General features: G+C 71.3%; 14 protein-coding genes. 8 read left to right on the plus strand and 6 right to left on the minus strand.

All coding sequences use genetic code 11. The features are described from left to right. Window positions 1-79 precede the first annotated feature (79 nt). The gene (locus ACFC79_RS01040; protein ID WP_376234860.1) at window positions 80-226 is read right to left on the minus strand and encodes a hypothetical protein; all 147 of its coding nucleotides are present in this window, start codon (window positions 224-226) and stop codon (window positions 80-82) included. Beyond that, window positions 217-366, minus strand: a complete 150-nt coding sequence (locus ACFC79_RS01045) for a hypothetical protein (protein ID WP_376233457.1) — start codon at window positions 364-366, stop codon at window positions 217-219. The genes ACFC79_RS01040 and ACFC79_RS01045 overlap by 10 nt, the downstream gene beginning before the upstream one ends. A gap of 200 nt (window positions 367-566) precedes the next feature. Here ACFC79_RS01045 and ACFC79_RS01050 point away from each other — a divergent pair, with 200 nt between their 5' ends. Further along, entirely contained in the window at window positions 567-1445 is an 879-nt protein-coding gene (locus ACFC79_RS01050) for a serine protease (protein WP_376233459.1), read from the plus strand. Window positions 1446-1653: 208 nt separating this feature from the next. On the opposite strand, the gene ACFC79_RS01055 is transcribed toward ACFC79_RS01050, so the two are convergent. Then, window positions 1654-2541 (minus strand): TetR/AcrR family transcriptional regulator C-terminal domain-containing protein, encoded by an 888-nt coding sequence (locus tag ACFC79_RS01055; RefSeq protein WP_376233462.1) that lies wholly within the window; start codon window positions 2539-2541, stop codon window positions 1654-1656. Window positions 2542-2627: 86 nt separating this feature from the next. On the opposite strand from ACFC79_RS01055, the gene ACFC79_RS01060 reads away from it, so the two are divergent. Continuing rightward, the gene (locus ACFC79_RS01060) at window positions 2628-3470 is read left to right on the plus strand and encodes a siderophore-interacting protein (RefSeq protein ID WP_376233465.1); all 843 of its coding nucleotides are present in this window, start codon (window positions 2628-2630) and stop codon (window positions 3468-3470) included. 116 nt (window positions 3471-3586) lie between these two features. Here ACFC79_RS01060 and ACFC79_RS01065 read toward each other — a convergent pair whose 3' ends face one another. Both ACFC79_RS01065 and ACFC79_RS01070 read right to left on the minus strand, forming a co-directional pair. Then, window positions 3587-5224 carry an amidohydrolase family protein gene (locus ACFC79_RS01065; protein ID WP_376233467.1) on the minus strand — a complete coding sequence of 546 codons (1638 nt, stop codon included), beginning with the start codon at window positions 5222-5224 and terminating at the stop codon, window positions 3587-3589. A gap of 153 nt (window positions 5225-5377) precedes the next feature. Next, window positions 5378-6745 carry an amino acid deaminase gene (locus tag ACFC79_RS01070; RefSeq protein ID WP_376233469.1) on the minus strand — a complete coding sequence of 456 codons (1368 nt, stop codon included), beginning with the start codon at window positions 6743-6745 and terminating at the stop codon, window positions 5378-5380. A gap of 388 nt (window positions 6746-7133) precedes the next feature. Between ACFC79_RS01070 and ACFC79_RS01075 the strand changes: the two genes are divergently transcribed. The 3 genes from ACFC79_RS01075 (at window position 7134) to ACFC79_RS01085 (ending at window position 9582) form a co-directional block, all read left to right on the plus strand. Beyond that, a complete protein-coding gene (locus ACFC79_RS01075; RefSeq protein WP_376233471.1) occupies window positions 7134-8279 on the plus strand; it encodes a sugar kinase in 1146 nt (381 codons plus the stop codon). Window positions 8280-8397: 118 nt separating this feature from the next. Beyond that, entirely contained in the window at window positions 8398-9156 is a 759-nt protein-coding gene (locus ACFC79_RS01080) for an IclR family transcriptional regulator (protein ID WP_376233474.1), read from the plus strand. Window positions 9157-9162: 6 nt separating this feature from the next. Beyond that, window positions 9163-9582: a RidA family protein gene (locus ACFC79_RS01085; protein WP_376233477.1), complete on the plus strand. Its 420-nt coding sequence runs from the start codon at window positions 9163-9165 to the stop codon at window positions 9580-9582. Between the two features lie 199 nt (window positions 9583-9781). Here the strand turns inward: ACFC79_RS01085 and ACFC79_RS01090 are convergent, their stop codons facing one another. Next, a complete protein-coding gene (locus ACFC79_RS01090; protein ID WP_376234862.1) occupies window positions 9782-11449 on the minus strand; it encodes a chitinase in 1668 nt (555 codons plus the stop codon). Between the two features lie 755 nt (window positions 11450-12204). Here ACFC79_RS01090 and ACFC79_RS01095 point away from each other — a divergent pair. The 3 genes from ACFC79_RS01095 (at window position 12205) to ACFC79_RS01105 (ending at window position 15175) form a co-directional block, all read left to right on the plus strand. Beyond that, entirely contained in the window at window positions 12205-13071 is an 867-nt protein-coding gene (locus tag ACFC79_RS01095; protein ID WP_376233479.1) for a hypothetical protein, read from the plus strand. A 75-nt stretch (window positions 13072-13146) separates the two neighbouring features. Next, a complete protein-coding gene (cpaB, locus tag ACFC79_RS01100) occupies window positions 13147-13854 on the plus strand; it encodes a Flp pilus assembly protein CpaB (RefSeq protein ID WP_376233482.1) in 708 nt (235 codons plus the stop codon). 7 nt (window positions 13855-13861) lie between these two features. Continuing rightward, on the plus strand, window positions 13862-15175 hold the full coding sequence (locus ACFC79_RS01105) for a CpaE family protein (protein WP_376233484.1): 1314 nt from the start codon (window positions 13862-13864) through the stop codon (window positions 15173-15175).

Genomic DNA, 15175 nt, shown 5'->3' on the forward strand with positions numbered 1-15175 from the left:
CGCCCGGTGTCCGCCAGGTGAAGGGGGTCCGGCGCCCCGACCCGCCGTCCGGCGCCCCGGCCCGCTCCGGTGGCCCGGCTCACTCCGGCAGCCGGGTGCCCTCCGGGAGGCGGATGCCGAAGTCCCGCGCCAGCACCCGGAGCACCTCGTCGCCGTCCGCCAGTTCCCGTTCCGTGCGGGTGCCGTCGTCGGCCGTGGTCGTCAGCGTGCGGCCGGTCAGCGACAGGTGGGCGTCCGGGGTGGTGCGCTGAGACCGGGATCGAGGCCGGGACCAGGGCCGGGATCGAGGTCGGGACCAGGGCCGAGATCGAGGTCGGGGCCGGGCGCGGTGGGTCCGGCGGGGGCGGCTGCGCGGTCGGATGCCATGCGTCGACCGTACGGCGCCCGGGGCGGAGGACGGTCGCGGGCGGTTCGCGCTCCGGCGAACGGCTGTCCGGACCGGATGGCTGAAAACCGCCCCTTGTGGAGGTCATCCCCGTACGCAAACATGCGCATGTCAAACCGAAGGAACTTCGGTTGCCGGGGTCACTGCGGCCCCGTACATGTCACTGGAGGGGACCCCCCACATGAAGAAGCCTCTCATCGGTGCGCTCTTCGCCGTACTGCTCCTCGGGGCGGGCATCGCACCCGCCGCCGCGGCCACCGGCCACGACGCGGCGACGACCGGCGCGGCCGGGGCGAAGGTCCGGGCCGACGCCAAGGCCAAGCCCAAGGCGGTCAATTTCGCCGGGACGGTGGCGCTCAGCAACTGTTCCGGCTCCGTCGTCCGCACCCCCGACTCCCAGCCCTCCGACCCCGCGCTCGTGCTCTCCAACGGGCACTGCATGGAGACCGGCTTCCCGGGGCCGGGCAAGGTCGTGATCGATCAGCCGTCCAGCCGCAGCTTCACCCTGCTGAACGCCTCCGGCAGCGGCGTCGGCACCCTGCGGGCGAGCAAGATCGCGTACGGGACGATGACCGACACCGACATGGCGGTGTACCAACTCACCAGCACCTACGCCCAGATCGAGAGCAGCTACGGCATCAAGGCGCTGGAGCTCGACACCGCGCACCCCGTCGAGGGCACTGCGATCACGGTCGTCTCCGGATACTGGAAGCGCACCTACTCCTGCAACGTGGACGGGTTCGTCTACCGCCTGAAGGAGGGTGAGTGGACCTGGAAGGACTCGGTCCGCTACACCTCCGCCTGCCAGACCATCGGCGGCACCTCCGGTTCCCCGGTGATCGACAATGCGACCGGCAAGGTCGTCGCCGTCAACAACACCGGCAACGAGGACGGTCAGCAGTGCACGGACAACAACCCGTGCGAGGTGGACGAGAGCGGCAATGTGACGGTGCGTCAGGGTATCAACTACGCCCAGCAGACCTACGGCGTCGTGCCGTGCATCGGCGCCGGCAACAAGTTCGACCTGAACCGTGCGGGATGCGAGCTGCCCAAGCCGTGAACGGGAAAACCCCCGACACCGTGAACGGGTGAACCGCCCGTCGCCGTGACATCGGTGAACGACACGTCGCCGTGACCGCCCGTCGGACGGGAGGTCACGGCGACGTCGTGTGCGGTGCCGTCGAGTTCCGCCGCACCCCGACGCGTGCCGCCGCGCACCGACGTGCCGCTGTGTGCCGCGCACCGACGTGCCGCTGTGCGCCGCGTGCTCAGGGCGCCTCCGTGCGCCGGATCGCCGCCTCGATACCGTCGAGCAGCACGTCCAGGCCGACGGCGAACGTCTCCCGCGCCTCGCGTTCCAGGTACGGCATCGCCCCCGCGTCCCCTCCGCCGTCACCCGCGTGCCCCTCACCGCTTCCCGCGCCTCCTTCACCGCTCCCCGTGTCCGCGGCCGAGGGGGGCTGCGGGGCACTGCCGTGCTCCATCGCGACCAGGGCCGGATAGCGGTCCGCGAAGTCGGGCGCCACCTCGCCCAGCAGTGCCGAGCGCGCGAACCACCACCCCTCGTCCGGCTCGCCCGTCACCGCCGCAGCCTGCCGTGCCTCGGCGACCGTTCCGGCGCAGCCGCGCACCAGATGGGTCAGCGCGCCGACCAGCCGCCGCACGAGCGGGGCGCCGAGGCCGGTGCCGTTCAGCAGGTGCACGAGGGTGTCCAGCGCGGCGTACTCGTGCGGACCGAGGACCGGGCGGGCCTGCGAGACCTGGAGCACCCAGGGGTGGCGCAGTTGGAACGCGAGGGTGTCCCGGGCCCACGAGGTCAGCCCGGCCCGCCAGTCGGCGGTGTCCGCGTACGCCCCGGACCCGGGGAGTTCGACGTGGACCGCGTCGTACATCAGATCCAGCAGCTCGCCCTTGCCGGGAACGTACGTGTACAGCGCCATCGCCGTACGGCCCAGCCGCTCGCCCACCGCGCGCATCGAGAGCGCCGCCATGCCCTCCTCGTCGGCCACGGCGATCGCGGCGGTCACGATCGCGTCCACGCTCAGACCCGGCCGCGGACCCGGCGCGGAGCCGCGACGTGCCTGCTCCGGCCGCTCTGCGCGCCACAGCAGGGACATGGAGCGACGGGCGTCGCCCTGTCCGGCAAAGACCACCACTTGCAACTCCTTACGCCGTAAAGTAACTTCGCCTCGTCGATTTTAATTCCTTACGGCATAAAGTAACAGGAGAGGTCGGTGTCGCGATGAGCCAGGCGTTGCCCGTGTCGTACGTACGGGTCGTGGGCGTGGAGCGGATCACCCCGCGGGTCGCACGCGTCTCCTTCACCGGGGACGGCTTGGCGGAGATCCTGGAGGACCGCCCCGACCAGCAGATGAAGCTCTGCTTCCCGCGGCCGGGCCAGGACGCGCCCCGGCTGCCGGTGCCGGACGCCGACGACGCGTACGGCATGCGGTGGTACGAGGCGTACCTCGCGATCCCCGAGCCCGAACGCCCGCTCATGCGGAGCTTCACCGTGCGCGGGTACGACCGGGCGGCCGGGCTGATGACCGTCGATTTCGTGCTTCACGGCGACGACGGCCCCGCCGCCCGCTGGGGCCGGGACGCCCGCCCCGGGGACGTGCTCGGCATGGTCGGCCCGTCCTCGGTGTACGCCCGGCCGCTGCCCGCCGCCGACTGGCTGCTGCTGGCAGGTGACGAGACGGCGCTCCCCGCGATCGGCACGCTCCTGGAGTACCTCCCGGCCGGTGCGCGGGCGTTGGTGTACGCCGAGGTCGCCGACGGGGCCGAACGTCAGGAGCTCGGCTCGCCGGGCGAGGTCGCCGTCCACTGGGTGCACCGGGACCGGGGCGGGACGCTGGTGGACGCGGTGCGGGCCGCCGAACTGCCCGCCGGGACCGGGGCCGCGTGGCTGGCGGGCGAGGCGGGGGTGGTGCGGGCCCTGCGTCGCCACCTGGTGGTGGAGCGTCAACTGCCCCGGGCCGCCGTGGAGTTCAGCGGCTACTGGCGGGCGAGCCTCACCCAGGACGACGCCCCGACCGAGGAGGACTTGGCCTGGGCGCGGGAACGGGCGGGACAGGAACCGTAGGCGTCACGGGCGAGGCGCCACGGGTGAGGTGCCACGCGTGGTGCGTCGAGGGTGGGGGAGGGGCTGCGGTGACCGGGCCGCCGTGGGAGAGAGGGAGGGGGCACCGGGCGGGGGCCTCACCGACCCCCGGCGTGCCCCGCTCCCCGTACGGCCCTGCCTGCCAGCACCTGGGTCCGGCGGCCGTCCTCGATGACGAAACGGCCGTCGATCAGCACGTGCGGGATACCGACCGGCAGGGTGCGCGGGTGCTCGAACGTGGAACCGGCCGCCACCGTCGCCGGGTCGAAGAGCACCAGGTCGGCCAGGAAGCCCTCGCGGACCTGCCCGCGGTCGGCCAGTCGCAGCCGCCGCGCCGGACGGGCGGTGAGCCGGGCTACGCACTCCTCCAGTGACAGGATGCCCAACTCCCGTACGTATCGGCCGAGATAGTGCGGAAACGTGCCGTAGGCGCGCGGGTGGGGCTTGTCGCCCCGGAGGATGCCGTCGCTGCCCGCGGTGTGCACCCGGTGGCGCATGATCAGCCGGACGTTCTCCTCGTGACCGACGTGCTGGAGAATCGTGGAGCCGAGCCGGTCGTCGACGAGCAGCCGACGGGCGGTCGCCCAGGGGGCCTCGCCGCGCAGCCGGGCCGACTCGGCCACCGTGCGGCCGACGTGGTCGGCGAGACCGGGCACGGTGACTCCCGAGATCTCGATCGTGTCCCACTCGATCGGCACGCCGTGGCAGCCGTCCGACCCCACCACCTCCATGTCGTGCCGCATTCGCTCCGCCGTCGCGTCGTCCGCGAGGCGGGCCAGGACCGCCTCCGGACCGCCCTCGCTCGCCCAACTCGGCAGCATCGCGACCAGGGTCGTGCAGCCGGGGGTGTACGGGTAGCTGTCGAGGGAGATGTCGGCGCCCGCGTCCAGGGCCTCGTCGAGCAGGGCCAGCAACTCCGGCGCCCGGCCCTCGTTCACGCCGAAGTTCATGGTGGCGTGGGCGAGATGGAGGGCGCAGCCCGCGTTCCGGGTGAGCCGCACCATCTCCTCGTACGCCGCGAGCGCGCCCGCCCCGTACGAGCGGTGGTGCGGACAGTAGTAGCCGCCGTACCGGGCCACCACCCGGCACAGTTCGGTGAGTTCGGCGTCGTCCGCGTACATGCCGGGGGTGTACGTGAGCCCGGAGGACATGCCGACCGCGCCGTCCGCCATGCCCTGCGCCACCAGCTCCTTCATCCGGGTCAGTTCGGCGTCGGTGGGCGGGCGGTCCTCCCAGCCCATCGCGTACATCCGGACCGTGCCCTGCGGGACGAGATAGGCGGCGTTGACCGCGATGCCCCGGCCGCCGAAACCGTGGTCGAGCCGGTCCAGGTACTCGCCGACCGTGCGCCAGTCGAAGTCGATGCCCGGGTCCTCGGGCCCGCCGCCGTTCCAGCCGGCGATGGCGCGGCGCACCTCGGCCAGTGTCCGGTCGTCGACCGGGGCGTACGACAGGCCGTCCTGGCCGAGGACTTCGAGCGTCACGCCCTGCGCGGCCTTGGCGCTGTGGTCGGGGTCGCGGAGCAGCGCCAGGTCGCTGTGCGCGTGCATGTCGATGAAACCGGGGGCGAGGGCGAGCCCGTCGGCGTCGAGAACCCGTCGGCCGGACGGGCGCGGCCCGGGTGCGTGCTCGGGGTGGATGCCGGTGATCCGGCCGCCGTCGACCGTCACGTCGGCGCGACGGCCGGGCGCGCCGGTGCCGTCGACGACGTACGCGTCGCGGATGACCAGGTCCATGGGAATCGCCTTCCGGGCTGTCCGGGGATCGGGGGCGAGGGTGCGGGATCAGGAACGAACGGGTGCGGATCGGGGTGCGGATCGGGAATCGGAGTGCGGAACGGGAACGGGGAGGGGTGGAGAGGACCGGACCGGACCGGAGGGGAGCGGGGGTCAGAAGAACGTGCGGATGTAGTCCGTGACCGTGCCGTCCGCCGCCACCAGAGGAATCAGCTGCCACTTGTCGAAGCTGGTGCACGGGTGCGACAGCCCCATCCCGATCCAGTCGCCGACCTCCAGTTCGACGCCGGGCTCGGTGCGCAACCAGGTGTGCTGGTCGGACAGGCCGCTGACCGTGATGCCCGTCGCGGGCCGGACCGTGCCGTCGCGGCCGGAGCGTACGACCTGGGCCTGCGGCAGGTCGAGGTCGTACGCCGCGTCCCGCTTGCCCGCGTTCAGGAACGCCTGCTCGGCGGAGGGGCGGGAGACGACCTGCGCCCAGAGCCGGAAGGCGGGTTGCAGCGCGCCCTCCCCGGGGACGCGGTTGAACGGGGTGAGGTGGCGGTAGTGGCCGTCGTCGTGCGAGACGTAGGCCCCCGAGCGCAGCAGCTTCAGCACCGGTCCCGACAGGTCGGGGATCTCGGCGAACACCTCCGCGACCGCGTCGAACCAGGCGCTGCCGCCGGCGCTGATCACGATGGCGTCGTCCGCCGCACCCGACGCCGCGAACCTGCCCGCCCGGTCGAAGGCGACGGCCAGCGCGACCAGCCGCCGCAGCCACTCCCGCACCCGCTCGGCGGACGCGTCCGGTACCTCGCCCTCGTAACCGGCCACCCCCACCAGCCGCAGCGTCCCGGTCGCCGCCACCGCGTCGGCGACCGCCGCGCACTGGGCCTCGGAACGGACACCGGTGCGCGCGCCCTCACCCGCGCCCAGCTCCACGACCACGTCCACCGGCCGGGAGGCGCCCGCCGCCCGCAGTGCCTCGTCCATCAGCTCGACGCCCCGGACCGAGTCCACGTAGCAGAGGAAACGGAACTCGGGGTCGCGGTCCAGCTCGCCGGCCAGCCAGCGCAGGGCCGCGGCGTCGACGAGCTCGTTGGCCAGGAAGATCCGCCGTACGCCGTACGCCCGGTAGACCCGCGCCTGGTGCGGCACGGCCGCGGTGATGCCCCACGCGCCGTGCTCCAGCTGGCGGTCGAAGAGCTGCGGGGACATGGATGTCTTGCCGTGCGGGGCGAAGGCGAGCCCGTGCCGTTCGGCGTACGACTCCATCAGCGTGAGGTTGTGGTCGAGCGACTCGGCGGACAGGGCCAGCACCGGGGTGGTGAAGCCGCCGGTGAAGAGATCGCGCCGCTCGGCGGCGAGCGCGCCGACGGTAAGCCCCTCCGCGTCGGGCGGGAGCGCCTTGAAGCGATGGTCGACCACCTCGTCGGCGAGTCGGGCTGCGGGACGGTCGGTGCGGTCGGCGGCCAAGGGTGCCTCCTCGATCGAAGGGGTCGTCGCAGCCGAAGCCGCTGTTGCATCGTATGCAACGCTCATTGCGTATGGCGCTCGGGGCTGTCTAACATCCGAGCCGACGCCGGGTCAATGGCCGAGAACCGGCGCCCCGTCCCCTTCCGTCCCCTCCCGGCGTCACCCGGCCGTTCCGGCACACCCGGCCGAACCGTCCACCGCCACCCTCCGACATACGTTCCGGCCTCACCGCCTCACCGCCTCACCGCCTCACCGCCTCACCGGCCCCACCGCCCCACCGGCCCCACCGCGCCGCCGGGGCACCACTCGCACCACCCGAACTGCCTGCACCGTCCGAACCATCTGCGCCACCTGTACCACCTGCACTGCCCGAGCGACCCACACTGCCGGTACCACCCACACCGCCGGTACCACCCACACCGCCCGAATCCGTCGACCATGCGAGGAGCCCCGAGTGTCCGGAACCCCGGCCAGGACTGCCGACACCCGCACGTCCGCCGAGGTCGTCTGCCTCGGTGAGTCCATGGTGACGTTCCTTCCGTCGCGGCCCGGACGGCTCGCCGACGTCCCCTCCTTCGGACGCGGCATCGGGGGTGCCGAGTCGAACGTCGCCTGCGCGCTGGCCGGGGCCGGACACCGGGCGGCCTGGGTGAGCAGGGTCGGCGCGGACGGCTTCGGCGACCACCTCGTCGAGACCGTCACCGAGTACGGGGTCGACACCTCCGCCGTGCGCCGCGATCCGGCACGGCCGACCGGGATCTATTTCCGCACCGCGACCGACCGGGCCACCGACGTGCACGAGGTCGCCTACTACCGGGCCGGGTCCGCCGCCTCCGCGATGTCCCCGGACAACGTTCCCTACGAGGCGCTGTTCGCGGCCCGGATCCTGCATCTGTCCGGCATCACGGCGGCGCTCTCCGTCGACTGCCTGGCCCTGCTCCACGATCTGACCGCCCCCCGCCCCGACCGCCCGCTCGTCTCCTTCGACGTCAATCACCGGCCGGGCCTGTGGCGCGGGGCCGCCGCCGGCCCCGGCGTGCTGCTGGATCTGGCCCGCCGCTGCGACCTGGTCTTCGTCGGCGAGGACGAGGCGGAGGACGCCTGGGGTGTGGAAGGGGGTGCCGAGGCGATCCGCGCGGCGCTCCCGGAGCCCGCGACCCTGGTCGTGAAGCGCGGGGCCGAGGGGGCCACCGTCTTCGCGCGCCCGGCCGCCACGCCGCCGGGCGGCGATGCCGCGTCCGGGGCCGACACCGACACCACCGAGGCGGTCCTGGCCGACACCGACACCACCAAGGCGGTTTTGGCCGACACCGTCATCACCGTGCCCGCCCTCCGCGTCGATGTCGTCGCGCCTGTCGGGGCCGGCGACGCCTTCGCCGCCGGGTTCCTCTCCGCCACCCTCCGGGGCCTTCCGCTGCGCGACCGGGTGCGTCACGGCCACCTCATGGCCGCCGCCGTGCTCACCGTCCCCGGCGATCTCACCGACCCGCCGCCCCGTGCCCGCGCCGACGCCCTCGCCGCGCTCGACGACACCGCCTGGGGGAGACTTCGTCTCGGCCCCGGCTGGACGGGGGACGACCAGGAGGTACGTACGACGTGAACGACCGCGACGAGCGCACGGGCAACGACCGGTACCCGGGGAGCGCCCGGCGAACGGACACGAGGCGCGTCCCCGGCGACGGCCGGACCGCGAGCGGCGAGTGCAGCGGGGCCCGCGCATGAGCCAGACCGTCGACCGGGCACTGAACATCCTGCCCCTGCTGGCCCGGGGGCCCGCCGACCTCGGGCAGGTCGCCGAGCGTCTCGGCGTCCACAAGTCCACGGCGCTGCGCCTCCTGCGTACTCTCCACGAACACGGACTGGTCTACCGGCAGCAGGACCAGCGCTACCGCCTCGGCGCCCGCCTCTTCGCGCTCGCGCAGGAAGCCGTCGAGAACCTCGACGTGCGCGAGATCGCCCACCCCCACCTCGTCGAACTGAACGAGAGCTGCGGTCACACCGTGCATCTCGCGGTGTACGAGGAGAACGAGGTCCTCTACATCGACAAGGTCGAGAGCCGCTACCCGGTCCGGATGTACTCCCGGATCGGGAAGCCCGTCGCGATCACCGTCGCCGCCGTGGCGAAGCTGCTCCTGGCCGACCTTCCCGAGCCCGAGCGGCGTGCCGTCGCCGAGCGGCTCGACTACCCCATGTACACGTCCCGTTCGATTCCGAACGCCGGCGCCTTCCTCAAGGAGCTCGCCGTCGTCCGCGAACAGGGCTGGGCCACCGACCTCGGTGGTCACGAGGAGTCCATCAACTGCATCGGCGCCCCCGTCCGCGGCGCGGACGGGCGTGTCGTCGCCGCGATGTCGGTCTCCGCACCCAACGTCGTCGTCACGGCGGAGGAACTCCTCACCCTGCTCCCGCTGGTGCGTCGCACCGCCGACACCATCAGCCGGGAGTACTCCGGCAGCAACCATCCCAGGAGAGCCTGAACAGCCATGACCGAGAAGACCGCGCTCACCCCGAGCACCCACACCACCCCGCCCGCGAAGTTCTCGCACGGGGTGCGGAAGGGGAACATCCTCCAGGTCGCCGGACAGGTCGGCTTCCTCCCCGCCGACCGCGCCGGGACCGGCCAGGCCCCCACCCCCGCCGGCCCGACGCTGCGCGAGCAGACCCTCCAGACCTTCGCCAATGTCAAGGCGATCCTGGAGGAGGGCGGCGCGACCTGGGACGACGTGATGATGATGCGCGTCTACCTCACGGACGTCGACCACTTCGCCGAGATGAACGAGATCTACAACGCCTATTTCGCCGAGCAGGACCTGAAGGCGCCGCCCGCCGCGCGCACCACGGTCTACGTCGGCCTGCCCAAGGGCCTGCTCATCGAGATCGACGCGCTCGCGGTCCTCGGCTGAGATCCGGCCGGAGGCCACCCGCCGGGCCGACGGCACGGCGACCCGCCCCGCGCGACGGGAACGCCGTGCCCCCCGCCGCCGCCGTGCCCCGGATGTGCGGCAGCGCCGCCGGGGGAGCGGCGGCGCTGCTGGTCATGGATGTCGTACGGCCCGGTCGGCGCCCCCGCCCGGTGATGCCGGACGGAGGCGCCGGTGCGGGCTACGGCAGGCCGTGGACGTGCGGGGCCACCCCGTTCGACCAGGCATTGCCCGACTTGGCGTCCCAGGCGGTCGACCAGGTCATCGCACCGCGGATACCCGGGTACGTCTTCGAGGGCTTGAAGGAACCGCAGTTGGTGCCGGAGGCCAGGCAGTCCAGGGCCGCGTTCACGACCGACGGGGCGACGTAGCCGCCGCCCGCGGCGCTGGTGGAGGCGGGGACACCGAGACCGACCTGGGACGGGTCGAGCCCGCCCTCCAGCTGGATGCAGGCGAGCGCGGTCAGGAAGTCCACCGTGCCCTGCGAGTAGACCTTGCCGTCGCAGCCGAGCATGGAACCGCTGTTGTAGTACTGCATGTTGACGACGGTCAGGATGTCCTTGATGTTGAGCGCCGTCTTGAAGTACTCGCCGCCGGTCGACTGCATGTCGATGGTCTGCGGGGCCATCGTGATGACGAGGCCGGAGCCCGCCTTCTGCGACAGGGAGCGCAGCGCCTTCGTCATGTACGTGGAGTTGAGGCCGTTCTCCAGGTCGATGTCGACACCGTTGAAGCCGTACTCCTGGATGAGCGAGTAGAGCGAGTTGGCGAAGTTGGTGGCCGAGGCGTCGCTGTTGACGGCGACGGACCCCTTCTCGCCGCCGACCGAGATGATGACGTTCTTCCCGGCGGCCTGCTTGGCCTTGATGTCGGCCTTGAACTGGTCGACGGTGTAGCCGTTCAGGCCCGCCGTGTCCAGGTTGAAGGTGACGGCGCCCGGCGTGTTGGTGGCGTCGGCGAAGGAGACCGCGATGATGTCGTAGTTCGCGGGCACGTCGCTGAGCTTCTGCACGGTCGCGCCGTTGTTGAAGTTCTGCCAGTAGCCGGTCACCGCGTGCTTCGGGACGGACGTGCCGGGGTTCGGGTTGCCGCCGCCCTCCTTGGCCGTACGGGCGCTCACCGCGGCGGACTTGACGGACTCACCGGCCGCGTTGGTGGCGCTCACCGTGAACTGGTACGCCGTGTCGGCGGACAGCCCGGTGACCGTCGCGGAGGTCCCGGTGGTCGTGGTGGCCTTGGCGCCGTCCCGGTAGACCGTGTAGCCGGTGGCACCGGACACCGCGTTCCAGGACAGGGCCACGGAGGAGGTCGTGGTCGCACCGACCGAGAGGCCGGCGGGGGCGCCGGGGACCTGCGGCGTCTCGGGACCGCCGCCACCGCCGTCGGGGCCGCTCACCGAGAGGTCGTCCACCAGATAGGCGGCCTGCCCGAACCAGCCGTGCGTGTACACCGTGACCGAGGTGGTGCTCGGACCGGTCTTGAAGGTGGTCGTGAGCTGGGTCCAGGAGGAGGAGCCCGGGGACCAGGTCGACACGTCCGTGGTCCCGGTGCCGCTCGCGCCGAGGTAGGCGTATCCGCCCTGCACCCACGCGCTGAGCGTGTACGTCGAGTCGGGCTTCACCGCGACGGTCTGGGAGCACGTGGCGTTGTCCTGCCCGGCCGGGGTGGCCTTGAGGGCGCCGGTGCCGCCGTGCACGGGGGAGGAGACGACGGCGCCGGTGCCCCCGGAACAGGCCCAGTCGGCGAGACCCGACTCGAAGCCCGGGTTCTTGGCGACGTTGACGTCGGCGGCCTGGGCGCTGCCGACGAGACCGGTGGCGGTCAGCGCACCGGCCGCGAGGACGGCCATCGCCGCGCCGAGGAACGGGCGGGTGTGGCGCCTGCGGATTCTGTGTCCGCGGACGGGGGAAGTTTCCACTTGCTGCCTCCGTGGGGGAATCGGGGAGTCCGGGGGATCGGGGGAGCCCCGGGGGTCCGGGAAGTCGGTGCGGCTGGGGGCGGGATGAAGAGGGGCTGAAGGGAAGGAGAAGCCGGGTGGCGGTCACCGCTGGCGGATAAGCTGGTCCAGACCAATCGAGTTGTCAAGACCTCTGGCAGCGAAGGCCGTTCGGGCGAGGGTGCGACGCGGCGATTCCCCGGCGGCGCGCCGGTCCTCCCTGAGCGCCTCGCGAACCCTTCACGTACTCCCGCGGCCCCTCCATGAGTTGACGATTTGTTGACCGTGCTCCGCCCCGTGCGGGTGACGCGGCTCGGGTGCTCGGACAGTGACCGGCCGGTAGCCGCCGGGCCGGTGGGCGCCAGGTTCCGGATCCGTCCTGACGTGCTGCGATGAATTCGGGCTCGCAGGTAGCCGGATGGTTGATTCGTAACCCTCCGCAGTGGTACGGAACTTAACGAATTTCGATTTGGTCGGATTTGGCGCGGGCTCGTTGCCCCGACGTCTTCCTCACGTTGTCGTACTGGCCTCCGAAAAGTGTTCTCTGCCAGGTAAGACGTGGATAAAGTGCTGAGACGGAACCGCGGAGCGGGAGCGATGGCGACCGACGTCATGACCGGCGTTTGGTCGGAGCCGAAACGGGGAAGAGCGTGCCAACCGCAATAGCAGTGACCAGTGCTGATTTGGTACTACCTCCGACCGATCAGCAGACGCCGACGGCTGCCCTGTTGCAGTCCCCGGACGCGCAGCCGCTGGAGATGGCCATCGGCGACATGCACGTGCTGCTGGAGCAGCACGGCTACGTCGTCGTCGTCTACTCGAGCGGCATCGCGCCCGCACATGAGCGTCGGCTATACTCCGTTCGCTCCGTTCTGGAGAGCGATCGCATCGCTCTGCTCAAGGTGGACCTTCCTCCACTGGGCGTTGCCGTACTCGTACGGCAGCTGCGCCAGCTGTCCATCTGCGACTTCAGCCCGGGAGTGGTCGCCTCCGCCGCTCGGCTGCTGTCCCACTACGTCCATGCGGGCGCCCTTCTGCATTCCGTCACCAAGTTCGACCGCGTGCCGGTCGACCTCCGCACCCACGCCAAGTCCTGGGTGCCCGGATCGCAGTTCGCGGTGGTCGCCGGGCCGGAGCCCCAACTCGTCGGGATCGGCCCCAAGTCGGACCCGCCGACCGGGCCGGAGTTTCCCACTGATCTGATGACCGCCAAGGGGCAGTCGCAGTCCGAGTGGGTGAAGCAGACCCTTGCGCCCGCGTGGAAGGTCCAGTCCATTCACGAGGCCACGCTCCCCTCCGATTCCCCGGCCTGGTGGGGAACCGGAAAGCTTGTGGAATTCGCCGCCTACCTGCCAGACATCTCCGTCCTGTACCAACTGGTGTCCTCCGTACGTCGGGAGATCTGCCACTGGTGCCGAATGGAACTCATCGGTGACCTCTGCGGGTTCTGTTCCTCCCCGCTTCCCGCAGCCGAGAACCGAATGCACCCAGTCGGTGTCCTCAGCCACGAAGTGCTCGCACCACCCCAGTCCTAGCGCTTCCGCTTCCCTCCGTGGACGCCCTCCTGCCCGCCGCCCCACGCATCCGAATCGAACGAGGTTGTCCGGCCCATGAACTCCCGCCAGCGCCGCGGCGTGATACTCCTGCTCCTGTCGGTTCTGTGCGCCTTCGGCGCCTTTGCCGGCGTGCTCTCGGTGATCAGCGACGTCAACTCCAAGGTCGGCCCCGAGGTCTCCGCCTACCAGCTGAAGTCCGACATCGCTCCCTATACCGCCCTGTCGTCCGGGCAGTTCGAGAAGATCTCGATGCCGAAGCGCTGGCTCTCCACCAACGCCGTGACCGATCTCTCCGAGGTGAACGGCAAGATCGCCGTCACCCAGCTGCGCAGGGGTTCCCTGCTCCAGTCCGACATGATGCAGAAGCGCCCCGAACTGCAGCCCGGGGAGCAGGAGATCGCCATCATGATCGACGCCGCGACCGGTGTCGCCGGCAAGATCACCCCGGGTGCCACCGTCAACATCTATGCCACCTTCGCCGGTGAGCGCGACGGCGACCCCTCCCAGTCCAAGGTCATCGTCTCCAACGCCAAGGTGCTGGACGTCGGCAAGCTGACGGCCCTGGAGCCGAACCGCGACGGCAAGTCCAACATGGGCAGCGAGGCCGTCCCGATCACCTTCGCCCTCAACACGCTCGACACCCAGCGCATCGCCTACGCCGAGTCCTTCGCCGAGCACGTACGGCTCGCGCTCCTGGCCTCCGGCAGCGACAGCACCATCCGCCCGGGCGACCGCACCTACACGCTCAACAAGGACAAGTGAGGATCGAATGACCACGAGGATCCTCCCGGCCGTCGGTGACGTCGACGCGGCCAGATCCGTCACCACGCTGCTCAGCCAGCTCCCCGACGCCGAACCGGCACCCCCGGTCACCGACTCGACACAGCTCATCGACGCCCTCGCCCGGCTGGCCGGCGAGTCGCTCGACGAACTGCCCGAGGTCGTGCTGGTCCACGAGCGGATCGGTCCGGTGCCGGCACTGGAACTGATCCGGGAGGTCTCGCTGCGCTTCCCCGCGATCGGGGTCGTGCTGATCACCGCCGACGTCACGCCCGGCCTGTTCTCGTCCGCGATGGAGTCGGGTGCACGCGGCGTCGTCACCCTGCCCCTCAGCTACGAGGAACTCGCCAACCGGGTCCAGTCCGCAGCCCAGTGGTCCACCGGCGTCCGCCGCCACCTGAGCACCGGGAACGAGGTCTTCACCGGCCCCGGCGGCACCGTCGTCACGGTCAGCGGCGCCAAGGGCGGCGTCGGCACCACCGTCGCCGCCGTCCAACTCGCCCTGGCGGCCCAGACGTCCGGGCGCAACGTCGCCCTGGTCGACATGGACCTCCAGTCCGGCGACATCGGCTCGTACCTCGACGTGCAGTTCCGGCGGTCCATCGTCGACCTCTCCACGATCACCGACATCTCGCCGCGCGTCCTGTCCGACGCCATCTTCACCCACGGCACCGGACTGTCCCTGCTCCTGGCACCCGGAGAGGGCGAGAGCGCCGAGGAGGTCAGCGACCGTTCGGCCCGGCAGATCGTCAGCGCACTGCGCTCGCGCTTCGAGGTCGTGATCATCGACTGCGGCAGCCAGTTGCAGGGCGCGAACGCGGCGGCCATCGAGATGGCCGACACGGCCCTGCTGGTCACCACCCCCGACGTGATCGCGGTGCGCGGCGCCAAACGCCTCGTGCGGATGTGGGAACGGCTCCAGATCCGCAAGGCCGAGGAGACGGTGACTCTCGTCAACCGCTTCACCCGCAACACCGAGATCCAACCGCCCCTGGTCGAGAAGATCACCGGAACACGGATGGCCGAGACCGCCATCCCCGCCAACTTCAAGGAGCTCCAGAGCGTCGTCGACGCCGGCCGACTCCACGAACTCGACTCCAAGAGCACCGTCAAACAGGCCCTCTGGGCCCTTGCGGGCGAGCTCGGCATCGTCAAGGTTCCTGAGAAGGAGAAGAACGGCGCGAAGAGCGGCGCGAAGACCGCTGCGAAGTTCAAGAACGACCGGGGCTCGATCGGACGCCCGCGCGTCGGCCGACGCGACGGCAACTCCCGGAATCGGGCGACGACCAAGGGGGCAAGTTGA

Origin of the sequence: Streptomyces sp. NPDC056061, from assembly GCF_042266885.1 — a bacterium.
Taxonomy (GTDB): domain Bacteria; phylum Actinomycetota; class Actinomycetes; order Streptomycetales; family Streptomycetaceae; genus Streptomyces.

Bases quoted from the DNA above. Each gene is read 5' to 3' on its own strand.
- ACFC79_RS01045 (WP_376233457.1), bottom strand. From the start codon at position 366: ATGGCATCCGACCGCGCAGCCGCCCCCGCCGGACCCACCGCGCCCGGC.
- ACFC79_RS01050 (WP_376233459.1), top strand. From the start codon at position 567: ATGAAGAAGCCTCTCATCGGTGCGCTCTTCGCCGTACTGCTCCTCGGG.
- ACFC79_RS01060 (WP_376233465.1), top strand. From the start codon at position 2,628: ATGAGCCAGGCGTTGCCCGTGTCGTACGTACGGGTCGTGGGCGTGGAG.
- ACFC79_RS01065 (WP_376233467.1), bottom strand. From the start codon at position 5,224: ATGGACCTGGTCATCCGCGACGCGTACGTCGTCGACGGCACCGGCGCG.
- ACFC79_RS01070 (WP_376233469.1), bottom strand. From the start codon at position 6,745: ATGAGCGTTGCATACGATGCAACAGCGGCTTCGGCTGCGACGACCCCT.
- ACFC79_RS01080 (WP_376233474.1), top strand. From the start codon at position 8,398: ATGAGCCAGACCGTCGACCGGGCACTGAACATCCTGCCCCTGCTGGCC.
- ACFC79_RS01085 (WP_376233477.1), top strand. From the start codon at position 9,163: ATGACCGAGAAGACCGCGCTCACCCCGAGCACCCACACCACCCCGCCC.
- ACFC79_RS01090 (WP_376234862.1), bottom strand. From the start codon at position 11,449: ATGGCCGTCCTCGCGGCCGGTGCGCTGACCGCCACCGGTCTCGTCGGC.
- cpaB (WP_376233482.1), top strand. From the start codon at position 13,147: ATGAACTCCCGCCAGCGCCGCGGCGTGATACTCCTGCTCCTGTCGGTT.
- ACFC79_RS01105 (WP_376233484.1), top strand. From the start codon at position 13,862: ATGACCACGAGGATCCTCCCGGCCGTCGGTGACGTCGACGCGGCCAGA.